This window comes from Pedobacter sp. GR22-6 (genome assembly GCF_037402555.1).
Taxonomy (GTDB): domain Bacteria; phylum Bacteroidota; class Bacteroidia; order Sphingobacteriales; family Sphingobacteriaceae; genus Pedobacter.
Map to the genome: position 1 here is coordinate 110,900 of NZ_JBBEUC010000004.1, position 22,504 is coordinate 133,403.

The 22,504-nt window shown below is 45.1% G+C and carries 16 protein-coding genes; 1 reads left to right on the forward strand and 15 read right to left on the reverse strand.

Translation table 11 applies throughout. The annotated features are described in order from the left end of the window. Positions 1–49: 49 nt before the first annotated feature. The 15 genes from sov to WAE59_RS18840 all read right to left on the reverse strand — a co-directional run bounded on the left by sov (position 50) and on the right by WAE59_RS18840 (position 21,498). Positions 50–7,258: a T9SS outer membrane translocon Sov/SprA gene (gene sov, locus WAE59_RS18770; protein WP_337857513.1), complete on the reverse strand. Its 7,209-nt coding sequence runs from the start codon at positions 7,256–7,258 to the stop codon at positions 50–52. Positions 7,259–7,271: 13 nt separating this feature from the next. After that, entirely contained in the window at positions 7,272–7,856 is a 585-nt protein-coding gene (ruvA, locus tag WAE59_RS18775; protein WP_337857514.1) for a Holliday junction branch migration protein RuvA, read from the reverse strand. A gap of 3 nt (positions 7,857–7,859) precedes the next feature. Then, positions 7,860–10,175 carry an NADP-dependent malic enzyme gene (locus WAE59_RS18780; protein ID WP_337857515.1) on the reverse strand — a complete coding sequence of 772 codons (2,316 nt, stop codon included), beginning with the start codon at positions 10,173–10,175 and terminating at the stop codon, positions 7,860–7,862. A gap of 137 nt (positions 10,176–10,312) precedes the next feature. After that, entirely contained in the window at positions 10,313–11,533 is a 1,221-nt protein-coding gene (locus WAE59_RS18785) for a lytic transglycosylase domain-containing protein (RefSeq protein ID WP_337857516.1), read from the reverse strand. Positions 11,534–11,559: 26 nt separating this feature from the next. Then, on the reverse strand, positions 11,560–12,984 hold the full coding sequence (gatA, locus tag WAE59_RS18790; protein WP_337857517.1) for an Asp-tRNA(Asn)/Glu-tRNA(Gln) amidotransferase subunit GatA: 1,425 nt from the start codon (positions 12,982–12,984) through the stop codon (positions 11,560–11,562). 42 nt (positions 12,985–13,026) lie between these two features. Further along, on the reverse strand, positions 13,027–13,236 hold the full coding sequence (locus WAE59_RS18795) for a Sec-independent protein translocase subunit TatA/TatB (protein WP_337857518.1): 210 nt from the start codon (positions 13,234–13,236) through the stop codon (positions 13,027–13,029). Positions 13,237–13,246: 10 nt separating this feature from the next. Continuing rightward, on the reverse strand, positions 13,247–13,690 hold the full coding sequence (locus tag WAE59_RS18800) for a Sec-independent protein translocase subunit TatA/TatB (RefSeq protein ID WP_337857519.1): 444 nt from the start codon (positions 13,688–13,690) through the stop codon (positions 13,247–13,249). 55 nt (positions 13,691–13,745) lie between these two features. After that, positions 13,746–15,008, reverse strand: coding sequence for a murein hydrolase activator EnvC family protein (locus WAE59_RS18805; protein ID WP_337857520.1), 1,263 nt, complete (start codon positions 15,006–15,008; stop codon positions 13,746–13,748). A 23-nt stretch (positions 15,009–15,031) separates the two neighbouring features. Continuing rightward, positions 15,032–15,820, reverse strand: coding sequence for a DUF4292 domain-containing protein (locus WAE59_RS18810; RefSeq protein WP_337857521.1), 789 nt, complete (start codon positions 15,818–15,820; stop codon positions 15,032–15,034). After that, positions 15,798–16,877: a tetratricopeptide repeat protein gene (locus WAE59_RS18815; protein ID WP_337857522.1), complete on the reverse strand. Its 1,080-nt coding sequence runs from the start codon at positions 16,875–16,877 to the stop codon at positions 15,798–15,800. The genes WAE59_RS18810 and WAE59_RS18815 overlap by 23 nt, the downstream gene beginning before the upstream one ends. Before the next feature lie 4 nt (positions 16,878–16,881). Next, a complete protein-coding gene (gene dut, locus WAE59_RS18820) occupies positions 16,882–17,313 on the reverse strand; it encodes a dUTP diphosphatase (RefSeq protein ID WP_337857523.1) in 432 nt (143 codons plus the stop codon). 219 nt (positions 17,314–17,532) lie between these two features. Beyond that, positions 17,533–19,005: an oligosaccharide flippase family protein gene (locus WAE59_RS18825; protein ID WP_337857524.1), complete on the reverse strand. Its 1,473-nt coding sequence runs from the start codon at positions 19,003–19,005 to the stop codon at positions 17,533–17,535. Between the two features lies 1 nt (position 19,006). Next, a complete protein-coding gene (locus WAE59_RS18830; RefSeq protein ID WP_337857525.1) occupies positions 19,007–19,288 on the reverse strand; it encodes an acylphosphatase in 282 nt (93 codons plus the stop codon). Between the two features lie 61 nt (positions 19,289–19,349). Beyond that, positions 19,350–20,291 (reverse strand): NAD(P)H-dependent flavin oxidoreductase, encoded by a 942-nt coding sequence (locus WAE59_RS18835; protein WP_337857526.1) that lies wholly within the window; start codon positions 20,289–20,291, stop codon positions 19,350–19,352. Positions 20,292–20,319: 28 nt separating this feature from the next. Continuing rightward, positions 20,320–21,498, reverse strand: a complete 1,179-nt coding sequence (locus WAE59_RS18840) for an amidohydrolase family protein (RefSeq protein ID WP_337857527.1) — start codon at positions 21,496–21,498, stop codon at positions 20,320–20,322. Positions 21,499–21,544: 46 nt separating this feature from the next. Between WAE59_RS18840 and WAE59_RS18845 the strand changes: the two genes are divergently transcribed. Continuing rightward, the gene (locus WAE59_RS18845) at positions 21,545–22,237 is read left to right on the forward strand and encodes a helix-turn-helix transcriptional regulator (protein ID WP_337857528.1); all 693 of its coding nucleotides are present in this window, start codon (positions 21,545–21,547) and stop codon (positions 22,235–22,237) included. Positions 22,238–22,504 lie beyond the last annotated feature (267 nt).

Sequence of the window (22,504 nt, forward strand, 5' to 3'; positions counted from 1 at the left end):
TACTGACCTGCACGTTCAAAGGTAATTAATCTGGGCCTTTATAACAATCCTAATTCAGTGTAATCCTCAAACTAAATCCGAAATTGCTGAAGGATGTATTAAAAGTTTGCGAAGTATAAGGTTTAGTCACATTGGAATCGTAAAACAGCCTGATGTTGAACCGCTGGTTCAGGATATAATCCACACTTGGCCGCAGCGTAATGTTCTTTGCTCCGGATGATACCTCAGCTTCTGTTACATCAGCCCGGTAGATCACCGTCTTATTGTCACGTAGGGCTACATCCAGCTTAAAATCCATATTGTTGTCCGTTTTTAAGCCTTTAAACAGACCAAAGGGGAACCTGAATTTATTGGTGCGGTAGCCCAAACCAAAGACCATATTGTTTTCCGACAATTGGGCCAGCTGACTGTTCGACAGACTCAGCCCAAGCAATCTTGATCTGCCCAGCTCAAAATTTGCAGTCAGGTTGTTCTTGAACCTGGTGTCTATCCCGATCAGCGGAGAAAACTGTTCTGCAATGGTCACCTGAGAATACTGATATTCCGGCAGGAAGTTACCATTTACATCTCTGCTGCTCACATGTCCATTGCTCTCCTGATACCTGATCAAAGAATTGAAACCATTGATACTGTATACCGATCTATAGGAATGCCTGATGTCAATTGAGGTAAAGCGTTCCGCTAAAAATCCAATCCTGGTCAGTCCCCTATAATTCAACCTCCAATTGGGCAGTGGAATTCTGGGCATGGAATTCAGGTTCGAAGAACCGGCATCTTTACCCGTATAGGCAGCTATAAAGGATGCCACCACCACGTCTTGTGAACTCTTATCGTAGCCATTTGCAAAACCGCCAGATGTACCCGATGAATTCGGATTGGCCGCACCCAAACGCTGGGAGATCACCTGCCTGTTCTCCATAAATTTATTGAAGCGACCAGAGAGTGTACTGCCCGACTGGTCCGAAAATGCAGTCTTCAAGGTAATGAAGGACACGCTATAATCACCAGTGGTATATGGACTCAGGTTTTCAAATCCCCTGCTGCTTTCATCATACCTGAAATTGGTAGAATAGTTGAGCGTCCTGTTTTTATTGGCCGACAAAGTAATACTGAGGTCTCTTATGGGTTCTATTAAACTGGTAAAACTCAGATCTTCCCGAAGGGTATTGATGTAGAGCTGGCTCTGCAGCGTATCTATAGTGATCCAGCCGTTGTTCACCGCCATGCTACGGATATCGCGCTGACTTCCAAAAACAAAGCCCAGTCCGGGTGCTCCGGTCACGTTATCTATACCAAAGTAATTGGTTTTAGGCAGGTAGCCAGGCATGAAAATCCCCTTGGTCTGTGTAAAGGCACCAACCACGTTTTTTACACTGGTCAGTAGTCCGACCAAAAATCCGGAACCGCTTTGCTGGTCTGGAGAAGCCGTGGCCATTCCGGCTTTCCTCACAAAGCCAAACTTGTTGTACAGGCTGGCCAGGTTCAGATTAGGGTTGAGCTGTATGACCCTGGAGTTCTGAATCGTGTTCCCCAGATTGATCAACGGATTTCTTAGGGTAGATAGTGGCTCCGTCTGCCAGTTGAAACTTGTTCCGTAACGTGTTGTCACATTTACCCAGTCCATTCCAGGGATTTTATTCAAAGGCAGGTTATAGGTCACATTCATATTATGGCTATAGTCTGTAGTTCTGCCGAGGCGCTTCAGGTTCTGCCACAGCGTATCTCTCTTCATCCCTTCTATCCTTCCCTCTGGTTCATCAATAATGGAATAATTGGTTGCATCAAAGTCGAGGGTCAGCGAACGGGTGAAGTTCCAGGAAATGCCGTACACCCTGGTTACCAGGAAGTTCTTATTGAATGTGGTATTGATTGGAATGGCATTATTCGGATCATTGTTGCGCAGACTGTTCTCTGAATAATAACGGTCCAGGTCGATCCTGAAATTGATGGAATTTGGCAACAGGCTAAAATTGATATCTTTCAACAAAGCGAGCTTATTCGATTTGATCAGCTTCTCCAAGGGCTGGATGCTCTTCGATTGTCCGGCATAGTTATAAGCCAGCGAAGCTCTGTAGGTCTGTTGTATATTGTTCTGATTGATGAAATCTCTATGCGCAAATTTGGTATAAGCATAGCTCGCATTCAGGTTTTCTACATCCCATAGCTGCGGCTTCTTATCTGGATCTGTACGCTCCTTGCGCACATTGGTAAAACTGATGCTGTTCCTTTTTGTATAGTCTTGCGCATAGTCCAGTATTTCTTTACGCTCCGCTTTAGTGGCTACATCCAAAGCTTTCTTCAGTTCGATATCTGGTGTCCTCGGGTCATATTGTGGGGTACTGATCTGGGTCGAATAACTCACAAACATCGGGATCCTGAGGCCTGATTTTTTCGGCAGGAATTTACCCAGTTCCATACTGGAGGAAATGTCAAAGAATACATTGTCGGCCCGGTTTCTTTCACTGACCCGTTTTTCAAGTGAGCCGAAGCCTATGGTCGATTTGCTACCTGATACATTCACATCTGCAAAATCGGCCAGTTGTGCATTCATCCGTGCTGTGGCGGCCCAACCTCCCCTTTCGTCAAACTCGGTCAGGCGCAGTTCATTGAACCAGACCTGCGCATTTTTATCCAGCCCATCATCTCCCAATGGGTTGGCTCCATTTCTGAGCGGGTTTTTTACACCCAGCATGTACACCCTCACTTTACTCATATCGGGCTGCCCTTTCACAATGATGGATTTACCGTTTTCGACGTACTCAAATGGAATGTTTATTGGCCAGGGCTGACCGTTTAATAAGGCTTTGTTCCTGGCCAGTTTTGCATTTTGCAGCAACTCCAGTTCAATGTCCAATTTATTTTGATCTGGCCAGATTGCATAAGGGTCACTGGTTCCGGGATTGGTCACTTTCAGTGGCTGCGAATATTCATAATAGTTGTCCTGGTTGTCTACACCAATGCGCAGAAATGCACTTAAGTCGTTGTCATTCAAAACGGTATTACCCAGTGCTTCCGCATGGATGTACATCTCCAAACGTTTGTAAGAACGGAAATCGTTCAATGCAGTTTTAAATGCAGCCCTTCCATAACCATCTCTCAGGTTGCGGATGCTCACCGCCAGCGACTGCTCATTTTGACGGGTATCTCCCCTGTAGTTGCTAAAATCTCTTTCTCTTTCAATACCTGGAGGAACCACGTAAGGTATAGGTGTACGCTTGCCATTTTCTTCAATATTTACGGTGGCAACTTCTATGGTGGAGTTGTCCGGATTGGCTGGCAAAAGTGCGGGATCAGCGATCACCTGTGTGGCATCATTATTGGCATTGTATTGCCTCCACTCACCTCGCACCAACTGAATCTTTCCAAACCTCAGTACAGTGGTATCGGCAAAATTGGTCATAAACATCCGCACAAAACGGATAGATTTAAAATCCTGGATATTACCTACCTTCTGCTGATACTGGGCCAGGGGGATCCTGATCTGGTACCAGGTCACCGGCTGTGTCTGCCCATTGGCCAGCTTTACCTGCGAAGTAATTTTATCGGTCACAAAGTTCTGGCCTACCATCAGATCGCCGGGACGCATCGATACTTTGTACTGAAAGTACTCGTCAGACTGGGTCATGTTATTGTCCCTGTTGATGTCTTCACCGTCCGGCAATGACGTAGAGGCCGAATTTTCCACGCCAAAATCTTCCTGGCTCTGCTGAGGGGTTTTCGAATTGCCCTCAGGACCATTATAACGCTGATAGCGTTTTAAAATTCCTGCATTCTGCTGGTCAAGGTCTCTGCTCCGGTAATAGGAATAGTCATCTGAAGAAGGGTCATTATCTAGCTCTGCTGCCGCATCGGGATTCAACTGCGCCTTGATCTGTGCTATCGCAGTAGCAAATTTAGTACGCTCATCAGCATTCGATAACCCATCCAATCCTACGTCCTGTATTCTTCTGGCATTCGGATCATTGTCAAAAGCCTGGATCACGGGCTGCAATTTAGGGACACGGCCCCAATTGGTTTCCTCATATTTCGTAGGGTCCCCGTCTGCAGGCAGTCCATTTTCCAATGATTTTCTACCATCCTTTAAAATGTCTTCCGAAATATTACCCAGGTTGAAATACAGATCACCACCTGCTGAATTGGGTTTGTAGATGTTCGGATCCATCACCCACAATTCAATAAACTCAATGTTCAGGGCCTCAAAATCATTGGCTTCTATCCTCCTAAACAAACCTCCCCAGCGGGATCTCGGATTGTTCAGCAGTCCATTGGAACTAAAACCTGTTGGGGTAAAATTATAGGGTCCCCTTACCGTCGGATAAAATGCAACATCCAGGGTCGGCAGCGTAATGGCCTGGCCTGTACTGATCTCTTTAAAAGGGAAAACTTCCTGTTCTATAATCTCCCGCACATAGTGGTTGGACAACTCATTCCTGTTGTTCCTTAAACTCGCAGGGATATTGCTGTTATTCCTATTGTAGAAAGTAGGGTCAATATTATAGAAGGCAATCCTCGCACGGTTATAGCCATAACTGAGGTCGTTGATGTTTTGGGATTCCGGGAACAATTGTGGGGTTCCCGACAACTGCCAGGCGATAGCGCTTTTCAGGTCAATAACCGATCTGGAAGCTTCGAAATCGTCCAGGTAACTTACTCCTCCAGTCTTACCGGCAAAGTTCAGGGCTTTCGGATGACCAGGCAGCAATTGGGCAAATTCCCCGGAAAAGGTAATGGTCGATGGTGCCTTAGTAGAGATCAATGGCAACTTGTCTACCAGCTTCGTGAGGAAGCGGGAAGGCGAACTGTAATTCAGATCGACACCCCATATCGTATTGGAGATCGGCTCTTCACCGATATTCACTTTCGGTGTCAGCGGTTTCTCACTCAGGTTCATGAAGGTACCGCCCAGGTTCAGTTTATTGTTTACCTTATAATCCAAACGTGTTCCAAACAAAGAGCGCTGCTGCAAGCCAAACAGCTCATTGTTTTCTGTAGAGATCCGGATTGGCTGACCAGAGATCAGAATCCCGGTATTTAAAATCTTTACCCTTCCGCCCTGGTAATCGACCGTAAAGTCCACCCCCTCCTGCAAAGGAATGGTACCAGCAAAAACCTTGACAGATCCTTCAGGTACATTGATAGAGTTCAGGCTAAATTCAGAGGCAATTTCGGACTGGTAATTACCTTTGATGATGTAACGGTTTTGCTTGGTAAACAACTGCTGTGCGATCACCTTCGTGGAATCGTACAATGCCGTATAAGTATATTTGTCTATAAAAGCTTGTTCGGATGGCAAAAACTGATCGGCCAGGTCTTTACCAAAAGGTTCTACCAATGGAAAAATGATCCGCCCGTTCAAGGGGTCTATCGTAATATAGCCATTGCGGGTATTGGTCAGCACCACCGCATTCGCTGAACTTGAATTCAGCGTACTGTTTCCCCCGTTATTGAACTGGTTGGAAGTATTGTTTCCTCCGATCCCATTAGAATTAAAGGGATTATTTTCGGTTTCAAAATCAAAGATCCCATCCGGTTTCTGCTCATCCTGCTGATTCAGGCGATCAAGCCCAACTACCTGGATCCAGAGCTTGTCTTTCAAAGGTTTATTGAAAGCATCCAGCTTTTCTCCTTCTGTGATTACAGGCCTTTCGATCCCGGTCTTTTCATCTATCCTAAAGATGTCCAGCTTAAAGTTCTGCGGACTGATCTGATAACCTCCGATGGAGTAGATATTTTTCATCATCAGGTCCCAGGTCGGCAGATTCGTCTTTGTCGTTTCGTTTTTCAACAACTTGGCAAACAACACTTTTGGGGTACCCTGGTCAAAAGGCACATCAGTAGAAAATTCCCCTACCTGATATTCCTGTCCGTTATAGGTATACCGGTAAGCTACTGCCAGCACCTCATCTGTATTCAGCGCATTGTTCAGTGAAAGGTATCCAAGTTTGGGATGGAAGGTAAATTCTTTGTCTGCCAGTTTCCGCGCATAGGTCAGCTTCGCGAAATTGTCTGTGCCTTTGTTGGCCTGAAAGAAACTGATGGCCGCATTGGAATTGGTTTCCCTGGCTCCGGCCGGCAATTGCTCCAAAAGGTTGTTGGACTGCCGGGGAAACTGTGGATTGGAAAATCCGGAAGGCAATGCCGAATAACCTGCGCCACCGGTTACCTGTACGGTGTTGAAGGGGCTGTTTTCCCCCAGATCGATCAGGGCCAGTACATCCCTGGAATCCTGGGTATTGGCGGCCTTATTCGTGATCCAGACTTCGATTTTCGTAATGATGATGCCCGTGGTGATCGTAGGCGGATTCATCAGGTTTTTATTGTAGTTCTCGCGGAAATACTGAGCCAGGAAATAGTGTTTGTTGGCTTCGTAATTATCGCCACTGATCCTGAATTCATTCTGCTGCGCACCATTGCTGATCTGGATTTCCCTGGACTGCGATTTTTGTTGAGTAAATACCGTATTTACATTCAGCTTCCCGAATTGCAACTGGGTCTTGATCCCGAAAAGCGCCTGTGTACCGTTGATCAAAGTAGTATTCAAGGGCAAACTCACATTACCGGCTTCTATTTTCTTGATGATGTCATCTTCACCTCCGGTATAATCCAGTTTGATCTGATTTTCAAAATCGAACTGGGCTTCCGTATTGTAATTCATGTTGATCTTCAGCTTGGTACCGATATTACCGATCACATCCATCTGGATCCGCTGATTGAAATCGAAATTCCCCTGTACCCGCTGACGTTCATTGAACAATGGGTTTTCGTTCTTATTGATTCTGCCCAGGAATGTCAGCTCAGCTTCCCCACGTGGTTGTATATCTATGGTCGTGCCACCAAAGATCTTTTCAAATGCCTTACTGTTTACCGTCAGACTGGGAATGATCCCCGTCCTGCGCACATCTTCAATCTCTTCATTGGAAAGTATCCGCCAGTTGTCGCGTTTGATCTCTGTACTCAACAGGCGCTGGTACTCTTCCACACTCAGGTACTGTGGCTGCCCAAATACCCGGTCACCGATCATCTGCCTGATGACATAGCGTTTGTTCAGTGCGTCATAAGTGACCTCGCGCCTCACATTGTCGGGCAAGGGATAAAAAGGATTATTCAGCGAGCGGATGCCCAGCCGTTGTTTTTCTTTGATGCCAAAATTGTTCCTGGCCGTATCAACCGATTTCCTTTCGGGTCTCACCTGCGAAAAAGCTGGTTGTACACCCAAAGACAGGAAGAATAAGAGAATTAGCGCTAACTGGTTTTTCAAGAGTAAGGTTTGGTTATAGGTTCTTCAAGGCTAATTTGATCATTTGTTCCACAGACAAATCCTGTCCACCATTCTTCACCGCATTGTCTATTGCTTTTTCAGAAGCAGCTTTGGCAAAACCCAGCATGGTCAGGGCCGACAAAGCTTCTTCTCTCACTGTATTGTTCAATGGTGCAGCAATCAATGATCCTGTACCTTCTTTTTTAAGTTTATCCTGCAGCTCCAGCACCAGGCGCTGGGCTGATTTTGCCCCTATTCCTTTGATGCGCTGGATCAGGTTGAGGTCGCCACTCACAATTGCGTTCTGGATTTCCATTGGCGTGATTGAAGACAGCATCATCCTTCCAGTATTGGGTCCTATGCCCGACACCGAAATGAGGTGCAGGAACAACCTGCGCTCTCCTTCATCGGCAAAGCCGTAAAGTGTATGCGCGTCTTCTTTTACATGAAGCCATGTATACACTTTACAGCGTTCGGCATCTGCCAGGCTACTATAAGTATTCAGCGATATATTGATGTGATAGCCAACGCCGCCGGCCTCTACTACTATATAAGCCGGACATTTAAAAGTTAACCTACCATCGATATATGCAAACATCTTCTATTTTTTAGCAATTCTTTTCAAAATACTGCCGCGTTTAGGATTGGCATCTTCCTCTTTACCCTGCACGTCTAAAACGGCAATCGTCACCATATTCACAATCTCCCTCACTGAACTGCCCAACTGTACAATGTGTACCGGCTTTTTCAAGCCCAAAAGGATTGGACCTACAGCTTCCGCTTCTCCAAGCTCCTGCAATAACTTGTAGGCAATATTGCCAGATTCAAGATTTGGAAATACCAGTGTGTTTGCCGGGGCATCTACCAATGTACTGAAAGGAAAATTGTCTCGCAACAAGGCATTGTTGATGGCAAAATTACCCTGCATCTCTCCGTCTACCACGATATCCGGATGTTTTTCATGCAATATTTTCACCGCCTTGCGTACTTTCTCCGGAACAATGCCTTCATTCGATCCAAAATTGGAATAAGAAAGCAGGGCAATTCTCGGATGGATATTAAACTTGCTTACTGCACGCTCCAGCAACAGGGTCAGGTCTACCAATTCTTCTACTGTAGGATCTACGGTCACTGTCGTATCTCCAAAGAACACAGGCCCTTTCTTGGTCATCATCATATACATACCCGCCACACGATTCACACCAGGCTCGGTTCCGATTACCTGCAATGCTGGTTTTATCGTAGATGCATAGTTCTTAGTCAGACCGGAGATCATGGCGTCCGCCTCTCCAAATTCGACCATCGAAGAACCGAAATAGTTGCGGTCACGAAGCAATTTTGTCGCCTCGATCATCGTTACCCCTTTTCTCTGACGCTTGTTGAATAATGAAGTTGCATATTTATTCATACGTTCCCGCTCTTCAAAAGGATCCATGATCTCTACACCTTCCAGATCCAATGCATTCTCTTCAATAATGCGGTTGATGATCTCCCGGTTTCCCAATAAGATCGGAATGGCAATATTTTCATCCTTCACGATCTGCGCCGCTTTCAGAATTTTGTAATTGTCTGCTTCAGCAAAGACCACACGCTTAGGATCAGATTTCGCCTTATTGGTAATGGCACGCATAATCGCGTCATCACCTCCAAGCCGGCCTTTCAATTCTTCTGCATATGCATCCCAATCGGTAATGACCTTACGTGCTACACCAGATTCAATGGCCGCTTTGGCCACCGCCATCGACACATTGGTCATCAAACGCATGTCCATCGGTTTCGGAATGATATAGGTTTTACCGAATTTGATGTTCTTTTCATTATAGGCCATGTTTACAGCCTCAGGAACAGATTTCTTGGCCAGTTCAGCAATTGCTTTCACTGCTGCAATCTTCATTTCTTCATTGATGCTTGTTGACCTTACATCCAGTGCACCACGGAAAATATAAGGGAAACCCAACACATTGTTCACCTGGTTCGGATAATCCGAACGGCCTGTAGCCATGATGATGTCCTTACGTGAACTGACTGCCAGTTCATAGGCGATCTCTGGATTCGGATTCGCCATCGCAAATACAATCGGGTTTTTCGCCATCGATTTCAGCATGTCTTCCGTCACACAGTCGGCAGAAGAAAGTCCGATAAATACATCTGAATCTTTCATCGCTTCTGCCAGGGTACTCAGGTTCCTGGAAGTGGCAAATTCTGCTTTGATCGCATCCAGATTCTCCCGGTTGTCCCTGATTACGCCCGAACGGTCGCACATCACAATATTTTCTTTCTTAGCTCCGAGGGATACGTACAAACGTGAACAGGAAATGGCTGCTGCCCCTGCACCGTTTACCACGATTTTAACCTTGTCAATTTTCTTTTTCTGTAGTTCACAGGCATTTAGCAAGGCCGCTGCAGAGATGATGGCCGTACCGTGCTGGTCATCGTGCATCACCGGAATGTTCATCTCTTCTTTTAGCCGGCGCTCGATCTCGAAACATTCAGGTGCCTTTATATCCTCCAGGTTTACACCACCGAAAGTTGGTTCCAGCGCCTTTACGATCTTCACGAAATCATCAACATTTTTGGTGTCCAGCTCTAAATCAAACACATCAATATCAGCAAAAATCTTGAAAAGCAAACCTTTACCTTCCATCACTGGTTTACCTGCTTCCGGACCAATGTCACCCAATCCTAAAACCGCGGTTCCATTACTGATGACTGCCACCAGATTGCCCTTGGCCGTATATTTATAAACGTCTTCTGTGTTTTCTGCTATTTTTAAGCATGGCTCAGCCACGCCTGGGGAGTAAGCAAGTGCCAGATCTCTCTGCGAGTTGGTCGGCTTCGTTGGAATCACCTGAATTTTACCCGGGCGCCCCTGCGAATGGTAATCTAAAGCATCTTGCTTCCTGTTTAATTTACTCATAACGATCAATTGTAAAGGGCCAAAGTTACAATTCTTTTATTGAGCCTTAAAATAAAAAAAGGCATTCAAACCAAGTAATAAACTCTTGAAAATCGGGAAAATGAACAAAGTGAACAGCTAAAAATGAATGGGAAAATTTAGCTTTTTGCAGCCCTGAGGCCATTTTTTTCTGCCTGACTGTGGTAAACTTTTAATTTCTGACCCGGAACAATCGTCGTCCCGTTCAGTTTATTCCAAACCTTCAGGTCCTGTACTTCGACATGATATTTGTCGGCAATGAGCCCGAGGTTCTGGCCGGGTGATACTTTATGATAAAAATAGGCAGGCTGGTCCTGTACTGCTTTTTTCTTCTTCAGCACAAGTTTCCCCTCGTTGGCAGCCAATACGATGTTCATATCCGTGTCCATGTCATTGTTTAGCAATTCATAAACCTTCGTAAAGTCCGCAAGACTAACCTTTGGCAGGACCACACGCTTCGGCGACAATTCTGTGCCATTTACAATCTTTTTCTTATAACTAGGATTCAGACTGCACAATTCTTCTTCGTTCATATTCAAGACCTGTGCAAGCGTTGGAATAGAAATGAACTTATTCACCTGTATGGTATCAGTGATCCGGGCATATGAAGCCCGTTGCGATTTAATGTCGTGCTTATCTGAGCACTTCATCACATACACCGCAGCAATAAATGCAGGAACATAATTCCGGGTTTCCAGAGGCAAAAACCTTCGAACTTCCCAAAAATCATTGGAATTAGATTTTTCTACCGCTCTTTTTACGGCTCCCATGCCGCAGTTGTAAGCAGCAATGGCCAGTAGCCAGTCACCCAGTTCTTCGTAGGCATCTCTGAAATATGCAGCCGCAGCATAACTGGCCTGGATCGGATCCTTACGTTCATCCACGAAGTTGTCCATGTTCAGTCCATATCCTTTGGCTGTACCAAACATAAACTGCCACAGTCCTGTAGCACCTACCCTGGACACCGCGTAAGGATTCATAGAGGACTCGATAATTGGCAGGTATTTGATCTCATCAGGAATATTGAGACTCTTCAATGCTTTCTCAAAAATGGGAAAATAATAATCAGACAGGCCAAGCATGCGGCCCATCATATCCTTCCTCCCGCTGTAGACTTCGATGTACTTTTGTACATACTCATTGTAAGGCATCGGCACTACTTTTTCGATGGAGTCGAGCCTGTTTTTATAGATGTAATTGTAATTGGTAAATAAGGGGCTCTCTGATACCAGCGGCACCGCTGTAGTATCATTCAGTGGAATGGCCTGCTGTTGGGCAGATACAGATAAGCCGAGAAAAGCCAGGATGCAATACGATACGAATAGTACTTTTTTGTTCATAGGCATTTTTTGGATAAAAGCGGCTTCTACCGCTCATTTAAAAAATCATGTGACAAAGCCAGCAGCGTTTCTTCAGCGAAGTGCCTGGCCATTAATTGCATACTTAACGGCAATCCATCTGAATTATTGCCCAAAGGCACCGCAACTGCCGGAATACCAGTGAGTGAGGCCAAAACAGTGAAGATATCTGCCATGTACATCACCAATGGATCTTCCATATTTTCACCGATCTTAAAAGCCGGTGTAGGCGCTACCGGACTCAGCACCACATCAAAATTCTTCAGCAACTCTTCCATTTTTTCCCGGATCAAACGCCTTACCTGCTGCGCCTTCTGGTAATAAGCATCGTAATAACCAGCGCTGAGTACAAAGGTCCCCAACAGGATACGCTTCTTCACTTCTTCTCCAAATCCTTCTGAACGCGAATGCTTATATAAATCATTCAGATTGGCAGCTTCCAGGTTTCTGTAACCGTAGTGCACACCATCATAGCGGGAAAGATTGGAAGAAGCCTCTGCTGTAGTTAGTACGTAATAGGCCGGAACCAGGTAGTCCAGCAGGTCAAACGACACATATTCTACCGTATGTCCATGACGTTTAAATTTGTCGATAGCATTTAATATAGATTCCCGGATTTCGGGATCAAGGGCTTCGCTTTCTAATGTTTCTCTTAAAACAGCAATTTTCTTTTTTGCCGGGTTAGCCAACCCTGCAGTGTAATGGGGAACCGGCAACCTGCTGACAGTACTATCGTATTCATCTGCACCAGCCAACACTTCCAGCAACAACGCGGCATCGCCCACAGAAGAAGTAATGGTACCTACCTGATCAAAAGAGGATGCATAAGCAATAACTCCATACCTGGAAATTCTTCCGTAAGTCGGTTTAAGCCCGATCGCTCCGCAAAAAGCTGCGGGCTGTCTCACAGAGCCGCCCGTATCGGTACCCAGGGCAGAAAGGCAAAGATCGGCTTGTACCGCAACCGCGGAACCGCCGGATGAACCACCGGCCACACGCGTATCGTCAGCAGCATTCTTCACCACCCCGTAGTAAGAGGTTTCGTTAGAGCCGCCCATAGCAAATTCATCGCAGTTCAGACGGCCAATGATTACTGCATCTTCTGCAAGCAAACGCTCAACAACGGTAGCTGAATAAGGGGAAATAAATCCCTCCAGCATTTTTGAAGAGGCAGTTACCTCATGGTCCTTGTAGGAAATATTGTCCTTAATACCAATGACCATTCCCGCAAGCTTTCCGGCACTGCCATTCTCTATTTTCTGTTGTACAAGTTTAGCCTGTTCAGCAGCAGAATAAAAAAACACCTCATTGAATGCATTGAGGTGTTTATGAATTTCTATCTGCTCAAAATAATATTCCAGTAAACCGGGTACACTGATTTTTTTCTGACCAATAAGGCTTTGTATCTCTGTTAAGGAGCTATACTTCTTCAAAATTCAAGAATACGTTAAAAGATTTATAAAATGGTACTAAACCTATAAAGGTTTGTTCGTCGTATTAGTACGGTTCTGATCTACAGGATCGCCGTCAACGCCATCTTTTCCATCTTTAAATTCCTTTACGCCTTTACCCAGACCTCTCATCAATTCAGGAATTTTCTTACCACCAAAAAGCAATAGTACAATAACTAATATGATGGCAATCTCTGGTCCGCCTAGCAAGGCACCTAATGTTGTATTTAACATGATCTTTTACTTAAAGTTGTGTTTTATCTGTTTCTATTCTGCTGTGTGCTGTCTCTTCTTTATGCTCTGCGATCAGTTGATCTGTCGCTGCTGCTGCCTGCTCGTCCGTTTTTTTCACAAAGCTGATTGGCTCTGTATTGGCCACTACCGGAGCTTCCGGCTGAGGATACATCTGCTCTTCCAATTGAGATTCTGAAGGATGGTGACGACTGTTGTCATTGATGTCATTCACCATATCATTCACATCATCAACAATACCTACGGAATTAATGTTGCGGTGGATCTCTCTTTTTACGCCTTCAGAGGCATCCTTAAAATCCCTGATTCCTTTTCCCAGTCCGCGGGCAAGTTCAGGCAATTTTTTACCTCCAAACAACAAAAGTATGACCACCATAATGAGCATGATCTCCGGACCACCCATCCCTAAAAAATCCGCTAACGTCCCTGTATACATCTTCTTGCGTGTTTTTGTTTATTTATATACAAATATAACTATTTTGTTTGCCTTTTTACTTAGCACCCAGCCAGGCTTCCGGATTCTGAGGTGTAGATCCGCGCCAGATCTGGAATTTCAATTGTGGCCGGCCATCATCTGTGCCTACCACTCCGATGTTCTGCCTGGTGGTCACCGTTTCACCAGATGACACACTTGCCGATTTGAGGTTACTGTACACTGTAAAATATCCACCGTGCATGATCAGCACATAATATTTCCCATACGACTCTCCTACCTTACTCACTTTCCCGTTAAATACGGCCCGCACACCGGCATCCTCCTGCGTTTCTATATCTATACCATCACTCATACCAGAGGCCTGGTCTACCATGTACCGCCCAAACTTCTGAGTTACCGTTGCCATTGTTACCGGCCATGGCAATGAACCCCTGTTCCCTTCAAACTGCGAAGACAACTTTGCCGATTCCGGTGTCGCTGTCAGATAACCTCCGCTGGTTTTCGGTTTGGAGGTCGTTGCAGGTGCAGGTTTGTTTTCTGCCTTCGCTTTAGCAGCAGCAAGGCGTTCTTCCTCTTCTGCCTTTCGTTTCGCAATCTCTATCTCCCGGGCAATCGCCGAACGGATACTCCTGTCCAGCTGTGCAGATTGTTTCCGCTTCGCAACAATGTCATTTTTCAATTGCTTTTCCTGTTTGCTGTATTTGTTCAGCACTGCAGATTGCTCAGATTTGTTTTTACCCAGTTTATTCTTCTCCTGCTCCTGCTCCTGTAACAAATGGCTTTTCTCTTTCAGGTTCTTGTCCAGTACCACGATCTTGTAGTTCAGGTCTTTTTGCTTACCCTGAATGTAGTCTGCCTGCTTCTTCCGGTATTGTCCGAACTGCTGCAGGTATTTGATCCGCTTATAAGCCTGATTAAAATCCGAAGCCGCAAAAATGAACATCATCTTGTCGTAGGCATTCTTGTTGCGCTGGGCAAAACGGATCATGCTGGCGTACTCTTTTTTCAACTGGCCCAACTGGCCTTTTAAATTATGTACGGTATTGGTGTTCTCATGGATCTGATTGTCGAGGTTTTTGATCTCCGAATTGATCACTGAGATTTTGCTTTGCATCAGTCCGATCTTCGCATTCAGCGCCTTGATCTCACCCAAGGTTAGTTTCTTGCTGTTGGCTGCTTTGTTGGCATTCTTTTGCAACAAGTCGATTTCACGCTGTAAGGCTTCTTTTTTTCTTTTCAGTTCTGCACTGCTTTGTGCTACAGCTACAGAGGCGGATAATACAAAAAACAGGAATAAAAGGAATTTGCTCAACTTCATTGCTCCAAAAGTATTAAAAAAAATCAGTTTATCACCTCATACTTAGCTGGAACATTAAACGGAAATTCCAGAGGAACATTGCGTTCTATCTTGGAAAAGTCCAATGTTAAATTCACTTTCTGAGTTCCTGCTATGGAGCTGATCCTGATATTGGAAGGTACAGGGATATTGTCTATTTTCTGGTATTCGCCATAGACTACTTTCAAAGCCCTGCCGGATTTCACATCGTTCAGGTTATTCTCACCTATTTTCAACAGGGTGTTGAATAGCACACGATAAGCCAGATCACCTTGGTTCCCCGTCAACAGCCATACCCCATTCTGCTGTTCAAGCCCCGATTGCTCCACCATAAAATCTTTGATCGTATTTCCGGAAAAGATCGATTGCAGCAGTGCAAAGTTCACCTGGGGATTCGTATAGCGGTGTATGTAGCTGAACGGCTTTTTTAGGTACACGCCCTGAAAACTGTTCTTCACCTTGATACTGTCTGGCGTAATTAAGGCTCTGGCTACTTCTATCCCCGCTATGGCAGTGATGCTGACCCAAATCTTTTCATCCTTAACCATCCTGATGTTCATCGTCACATTGTTGCCATTACCATTGATCTCCAGATTGGCCTTTGCTTTCATCGACAGACTGGTATACACCAGGTCTTTATCGGCCAGCGTTTTCAGGTTTTCTGCTTTTTTATTAACTACCGTAGTATTTACCCCGGTCTCAGGCACTTTTACAATCACCTTTTTTGTCTTACAGGCTCCCGCCAGCATGACCAGCAGCAACAATACCAGCTTATTTAATGTACTTGCGTTCATCGATCTTCTTCTTTAATTTATCTGAACCCCCACCTACTGCTTTTACTTTTTTCCATTGTACCAGGGCCTGCTCCACGTTTCCTTTTAAAAAGAGGATATCGCCATAGCATTCCTGATATACCGGATTTTCGGCATCCAGGCTTAGTGCAGTCTTGATATTACCCAGGGCTTCCTCATATTTTGTTTCCTGTTGCTGAGCAAAGGCAATGAAATAATACAGGATGGCCTGATTGGGATATACAGATAAAGCTTCATCAGCAGTTGTGATTACTTCCTTATACAACCCCAGGATCGTTTGAATGTTTAAGGTTTGTTCCCATACACCATACAATTGATCTGTTTGCTTCAAAACCTTTCTGTACTGCTCCAGCGCGGCATTCAGTTCTCCTTTCTTATAGAGTTCTTCAGCCATACCGGCCATTACTTTGGGGTCATTGGGATCCAATGCTGGCTTTTGCGCTTCAGTCGCATTGCTTACAGCTGCCTCCTTTTTCGCCGGTTTGGCTCCGGAACGCCCTTGTTCTACCCTGGCCCTGGCCTGGTTCAGTTCTTCTGAAGGCCCAAACTTCTGTTCCAGCTCCGCATAGCCTTTCATCGCCAGCTCCTCCTTACCACTGAGCAGCCAGGCATTGGAACGGTCAAAATAATACGCATCATTATCCGGGGACAACCTGATCAGTTGATTAAAAACGCCGATCAGGGCATCCATATTTCCACTTCGCTTATACAGCTCTCCCATCAGCTTCCAGTACCATACATTATTGGCATCAATGGAAGTAGCTTTCTTAACCGCTTGTTCTGCTTCCTGAATCTTATTCTGACGGTAATTGAGCACCGCGATCTCATAATGTACCGCTGCATTGTCGGCATCTATAGCCAGGATCTTGTTGAAGTTTTCAGCCGCACGTGGATAGTTTTCATTCAGTTTATCCCGCAGTCCGGCATAAAAAAGTGTCTTTATGACATTACTGTCCAGCTTGCTCACTACAGGCTGCTGTGCCTTTGCGGACGCAATCGACAGAAAAAACAAACATAAAAACCACTTCAATTGCTTCATCTTTTTATTTACCTGTATGTCCGTAACCACCAGCACCACGGGCCGTATCACTCAATTCTTCTACCAGTTCCCAGCTCACTGTCTCATGCTTTGCGATCACCATTTGTGCGATCCTTTCCCCGTCATTGACCACAAATTCAGTGTCCGACAGGTTCACCAGCAATACTTTGATCTCCCCTCTGTAATCAGCATCTATTGTACCCGGTGAGTTCACAATGCTGATCCCGTGTTTGTAAGCCAGTCCGCTTCTCGGTCTGATCTGCGCTTCGTAGCCTACAGGAAGTTCTATATATAAACCAGTTGGAATCAATACACGCTGTAAAGGTTTAATCCTGATCTCAGTTTCTATGTTCGCCCTCATATCCATTCCTGCCGCATGAGCCGTTTCGTATTGCGGCAATGCATGCCCTGATTTATTGATAATATTGATTTTCATCTGTTTAAAATTGTCTTTAACTTATTTTATCCTACCGGAAATCTTCATCCCGTAATTTTGAGCTAATTTATAATAATTTGATTTGTGCTTAATGATGCAGTTATTTGTGCCCCACTCACTCCCATTACCATAAAAAAGGGATGGAAATAATTCATATGTATAGATTTTTGAAAAACCTATACAAAGATAACACCTTAGGTAAAGAAAATGCCATTTTCTTTACCTTTTCAAAAGCTTCATCAGCTCGTTTTTCTCGAAATAATAAGCCCCGGAAATGAAAGCCAGCAATAACGCATTACCAATATATAAATTCCTGTCAAATATCCAGAATGACAACACGACCAGCACTAGAGAGGCCAGCATATACAACACAATACGCCTTAAATTATAAGGGATTGGGTAATTGCGTTGACCCAAAACATAGGAAATCACCATCATGGTGAAATAAGCCAGCAGAGAAACCCAGGCCGAGCCCATGAAACCATACCGTGGCACCAATACAATATTGAGCACGATAGTGATTACGGCCCCCACTACCGAAATATAAAGTCCGTACCGTGTTTGGTCTGATAAACGGTACCAGATTGACAAGTTGCTGTAAATTCCCAGGCATACATAACCGAACAACAGAACCGGCACAGCACCAAGACCCACCCAGTATTCTTTATTGTTGATGAAATACTTCAGCAATTCAATATTCGCAACCAAACCCACAAAAATGATAGACAGGGCTATTACAAAGTAATTCAAGATCGTCGCATAAGTCTGCCGGGCATTTGCGCTTTTGGCATGACTAAAGAAGAATGGCTCCGCACCCAGGCGGAATGCGGTAATGAAGAGGCTTAAAAACACCGCAATCTTACATACCGCTCCATATACCCCAAGGTTATAAGCAGACACCCCCAAAGGCTCTAAAATCATCTTATCCAGATTCTCATTGATCACGAAGGACAAATTGGCGACCAGAACGGGCCAGGAATAGGCCAGCATCTTCCGGAACAGTTCCCCATCAAATTTCAGCTTCAGTTTGAGCAGTTCGGGCAACAGCAGCAGAAGCGTAAGTATACTGGCGATCAGGTTAGAAATAAATACATAACCAATCCAGCCTTCGCGGTACCATGAAGCAAACCAACTGCCTGTTGCGCCACCTGATTCGATCAGCGCCGGAACAGCCAATAAAAAGAAAAGGTTGAAACCAATGAAAGTCCCAATATTCAAAAACTTGATCAGGCTGAAACGCATTGGCCGTTCATCTGCCCGAAGCTTGGCAAAAGGGATCACACAGATCGCATCTATAAACAAAATCCATACAAAGTAATGCACGTATTGCAGGTAATCGGCTACTTCTTCCGGACCATTGGCGAAATGCAGTGCAATCGGTCTCGCAAATACCAACGCGCTGATCAGGAAAAGCAACGACAAAAATCCAATACTGAAAAAGGAATTGTTGTAAACTTCCTGCTTCTTGTCTTCATGCTTGTTCAGGTACCTGAAAAAGGTACTCTCCATCCCAAAAGCCAATATCGCGTTGATCAACGAAGCAGAAGCATACATTTTCGTAAAGATGGAATAGACACCCGGTTGGAAAACCCCTGTAAAAAACGGGGTCAGGATGAAATTAAACATCCGGGAAACTACGGTAGTCAGTCCGTAAATCGCTGTCTGTCCCAGAAACTTTTTAATTGCCGACATCCTACTTTTTTAAGACTACAAAATCTTTGAAACCCTTCAGTTCCGCTCCTTCGGTAACTTCACAATGCTCAACTTTAGCCCTGTCAGGCCCATCATTGCACCATTCCAGGAAAGATTCCAGTTCCCATTGCTCGGCCTCTGCTTCGATGTAAACTGAGCCATCAGCTTCGTTACGTACAAAGCCTTTGATGCCCGACTGATCTGCTACGTATTTGGTAGTTTCCCTAAAACCAACTCCCTGAACCTTACCTGTGATCCTGATATTCTGATGTATGATTTTCATCTATTGATAGCTTCTTTTAACGGTGATGAAGAATAATTATAAGCCTGCAAATATAGGCATGTTAAAGTTCTAAAAGGCGTCCTTTTGCGGCCAAAAATCCAGACCAGATTTCTTCCAGAATCTCCGCCGCCGGCTTGATTTCCCCAAGCATGGCCGATACCTGACCGATCTCCAGTTCCCCTTCTTCCATATTCCCTTCAAACATACCCAGTTTCGCACGTGCCCGGCCCAGCAAATTCATCAGCGCTTCCGTACTCGCGCCGGATGCTTCTGCCTGGGCCACCAAATCGGCAAATTCATTCTTCAACAAACGTACCGGCACCAACTTTTTCATCCGCAGTTTGGTATCCCCTTCCACAGCTGCAATGATCTTTTCCTTAAAATTGGGATGCGCGGAAGATTCTGCTGCTACTGCAAAAGCAGACCCGACCTGTACTGCATCTGCACCCAATGCCATCGCTGCCAGCATTTGGGCGCCGTTCCCGATCCCCCCTGCGGCAATTACGGGAATCTGCACAGCAGCACAGACCATTGGGATCAGGCACATGGTTGTGGTCTCTTCCCTTCCATTGTGCCCGCCGGCCTCAAAACCTTCTGCCACTACCGCATCTGCTCCCTCAGCTTCAGCTTTCCTTGCAAATTTGGTATTGGCAATAACATGCACTACGGTAATGCCTTTTTCTTTCAGGTATTTGGTCCAGGTCGCAGGATTACCTGCGGAAGTAAAGACGATTTTCAGGCCTTCATCTACAATGATATCCATAATCTCCTGTACATTGGGATAGAGCAGTGGTACGTTCACGCCAAAAGGCTTATCTGTAGCCGATTTGCATTTTTGCACATGCTCACGGAAAACTTCCGGATACATGGAGCCCGCGCCGATGACGCCCAGTCCACCTGCATTAGATACCGCCGAAGCGAGCTTCCAGCCACTACACCAAACCATTCCAGCCTGTATGATGGGGTATTCAATACCAAAAAGTTTGCTGATCTTCGTCTTCATTGCCATCTAAAATTTCATTACCTGCTGCCTAAAATAAACGTTTTACCCAAGTACCAAGTACTGTCTTCCCAGCCATTTCTACCGTATTCAGCAAATTGACGCCAGGCTGCTTACCTGGCTCGAAACTTCCATAACGATCTGTAATACCCAGGAATTCAGCTCCGTTCCAAGTGCCCCAACGAATCAGATCTGCTATTGGAATCTCGAAATGCGACTGTAGCCGGTTCATCTCCCTCAGGATGCTCAGCCCATCATTGCTGGCCAGACTATCTGTACCGAGCGTGATGCGCAGCCCTGCCTCCATGAACATAGGTACATCTGGCAGGCATCCTTCTATATATTGATTGGCTCCGGGACAGAGACACCAATACAAATTTGGATGTATGGAAGTTGCAAAATCTACATCTGCTCTTTTTGTAAATGTGTTGTGTACCAATAAGGTCTTCAGGTCCGGAGGCAGTAAGGGCAGGTAACTCTGTAAAGAGCTCTTGCCTGTAGATTTGTAAAAATCAATATCCAACCCCAGAAACTCATACAATTTTAAAAAATCCCCGGTTTTATTTTTAAAGAAATCATCTTCCTGTGCCGTCTCCTGATTGTGAATGCTCAATATCGAAGATTTCGAAGTTGCATGCTCCGCGATCGCTTCAAACAAAACTCTGGAGACCGAATATGGTGCATGTGGGACCAGGGAAATTGGAACATCACCAAATTCAGCTTCAAAACTCCGTGCCCGTTCCATAGACAAGTCTACTGTAGCCGGATTGAAACCCATCACTTCAAGGAAGGTATGGTAATACAAAGGGCTACCAGATTTGATAGACCGGGAAATGACCTGATTGGAAATATCACCCACTGCCACAATACCATTCTCACACATTTCCAGATCCGCTTTAAGCATCGCCAGCTCAATGCTGTAATCATCAGCTGCCCGGGTTTTCATCACCTGCTGCACAAAATCGACCAGGCCCTTCTTACCTTTCAGCTCGCCCTTCATATGGGAAAGCTCCAGATGACAATGGGTATTTACAAAACCAGGAACCAAAATCCCTTCGTAAACAGTAATATCGGCAATTCCCTTCGCTTGTGCTTCTTCTGCTGTCATCACAGCTGTGATCTTACCTTCCGGGTCTACACCCAGCACCCCATTTTCGATAACCGGAGCATTAACCGGATAGACACCTGAAGCAGATATATAAGAAATCATGGATACAAAGAAAATGTATTTCCGGATAATATCTTAATTTAGTTCCATGAATCGCATCGACCGGCTTTTTGGAATCCTGATCCTGTTACAGAGTAGAAAATATACCAGCGCCGATAAAATTGCGGAGCAGTTTGGAATGAGCGTGCGGACTGTATACCGCGACATCAAAGCCTTGCTGGAACAGGGCGTACCGATTAGTTTTGAACAGCCTAAGGGCTATTTCATTGTACAGGGCTATTTCTTGCCACCGGTATCTTTCAGCTCAGATGAAGCAAACGCCTTGCTGATCATGGAACGCCTGGTCTCCAGTTTTGCAGACAAGTCGATTTTGACCAATTATACTACCGCATTGAACAAAGTCAAAGCAGTATTAAAGAACTCGCAAAAAGAAAAACTGGAACTGCTGAATGAAAGCATCAAATTCCAACTGCGTCATGAAATGCTGAACGATGAATTCGACCATTTGTCTGCACTGCAAAATGCCATATCAATCCAATGCATGATAGAAATCGACTATCAAAATCATAATAGTGAAAGCAGTAAACGCGAGGTGGAACCGATCGGTCTGATCTTTTATGCCTTTAATTGGCACCTCATTGGCTGGTGCCACCTGCGTAATGAATACCGCGACTTCCGCGTATCGCGCATTATCGCAGTAAGGTGCCTGGATACTCCCTTCCGGAAAAAAGACCACATGAAAATGAGCGAATACATGAAATTTCTTCCTGTTGATTACTGAGCCCTACTCCTAAGCGGGCATAGGGTGAGTCTTACCCGAATCCGTCTCCGCTCCGTCTTTTCTCCGTCTCCTGTCCGACTTTTTACAAGCAAAAGACGTTGAAAGCACGGTTGAAAAATGCTGAATGAAGACAGTGCACTACAGCTCCGGGGCTACCAGGCTCAAGACCCCAGGGGCATGGACTGAAACAGACAATGCAGCGCTGCAAAAAGATTTTGATAGCATATGTGATTATAAATTGATTTCTTTGTAAATAATTTCAATTCA

Excerpts from the sequence above, each read along its gene's own strand:
- ruvA (WP_337857514.1), bottom strand. The coding sequence starts at position 7,856 with ATGTTTGCATATATCGATGGTAGGTTAACTTTTAAATGTCCGGCTTAT.
- WAE59_RS18780 (WP_337857515.1), bottom strand. The coding sequence starts at position 10,175 with ATGAGTAAATTAAACAGGAAGCAAGATGCTTTAGATTACCATTCGCAG.
- WAE59_RS18785 (WP_337857516.1), bottom strand. The coding sequence starts at position 11,533 with ATGAACAAAAAAGTACTATTCGTATCGTATTGCATCCTGGCTTTTCTC.
- WAE59_RS18795 (WP_337857518.1), bottom strand. The coding sequence starts at position 13,236 with ATGTTAAATACAACATTAGGTGCCTTGCTAGGCGGACCAGAGATTGCC.
- WAE59_RS18800 (WP_337857519.1), bottom strand. The coding sequence starts at position 13,690 with ATGTATACAGGGACGTTAGCGGATTTTTTAGGGATGGGTGGTCCGGAG.
- WAE59_RS18805 (WP_337857520.1), bottom strand. The coding sequence starts at position 15,008 with ATGAAGTTGAGCAAATTCCTTTTATTCCTGTTTTTTGTATTATCCGCC.
- WAE59_RS18810 (WP_337857521.1), bottom strand. The coding sequence starts at position 15,820 with ATGAACGCAAGTACATTAAATAAGCTGGTATTGTTGCTGCTGGTCATG.
- WAE59_RS18815 (WP_337857522.1), bottom strand. The coding sequence starts at position 16,877 with ATGAAGCAATTGAAGTGGTTTTTATGTTTGTTTTTTCTGTCGATTGCG.
- dut (WP_337857523.1), bottom strand. The coding sequence starts at position 17,313 with ATGAAAATCAATATTATCAATAAATCAGGGCATGCATTGCCGCAATAC.
- WAE59_RS18825 (WP_337857524.1), bottom strand. The coding sequence starts at position 19,005 with ATGTCGGCAATTAAAAAGTTTCTGGGACAGACAGCGATTTACGGACTG.
- WAE59_RS18830 (WP_337857525.1), bottom strand. The coding sequence starts at position 19,288 with ATGAAAATCATACATCAGAATATCAGGATCACAGGTAAGGTTCAGGGA.
- WAE59_RS18835 (WP_337857526.1), bottom strand. The coding sequence starts at position 20,291 with ATGAAGACGAAGATCAGCAAACTTTTTGGTATTGAATACCCCATCATA.
- WAE59_RS18840 (WP_337857527.1), bottom strand. The coding sequence starts at position 21,498 with ATGATTTCTTATATATCTGCTTCAGGTGTCTATCCGGTTAATGCTCCG.
- WAE59_RS18845 (WP_337857528.1), top strand. The coding sequence starts at position 21,545 with ATGAATCGCATCGACCGGCTTTTTGGAATCCTGATCCTGTTACAGAGT.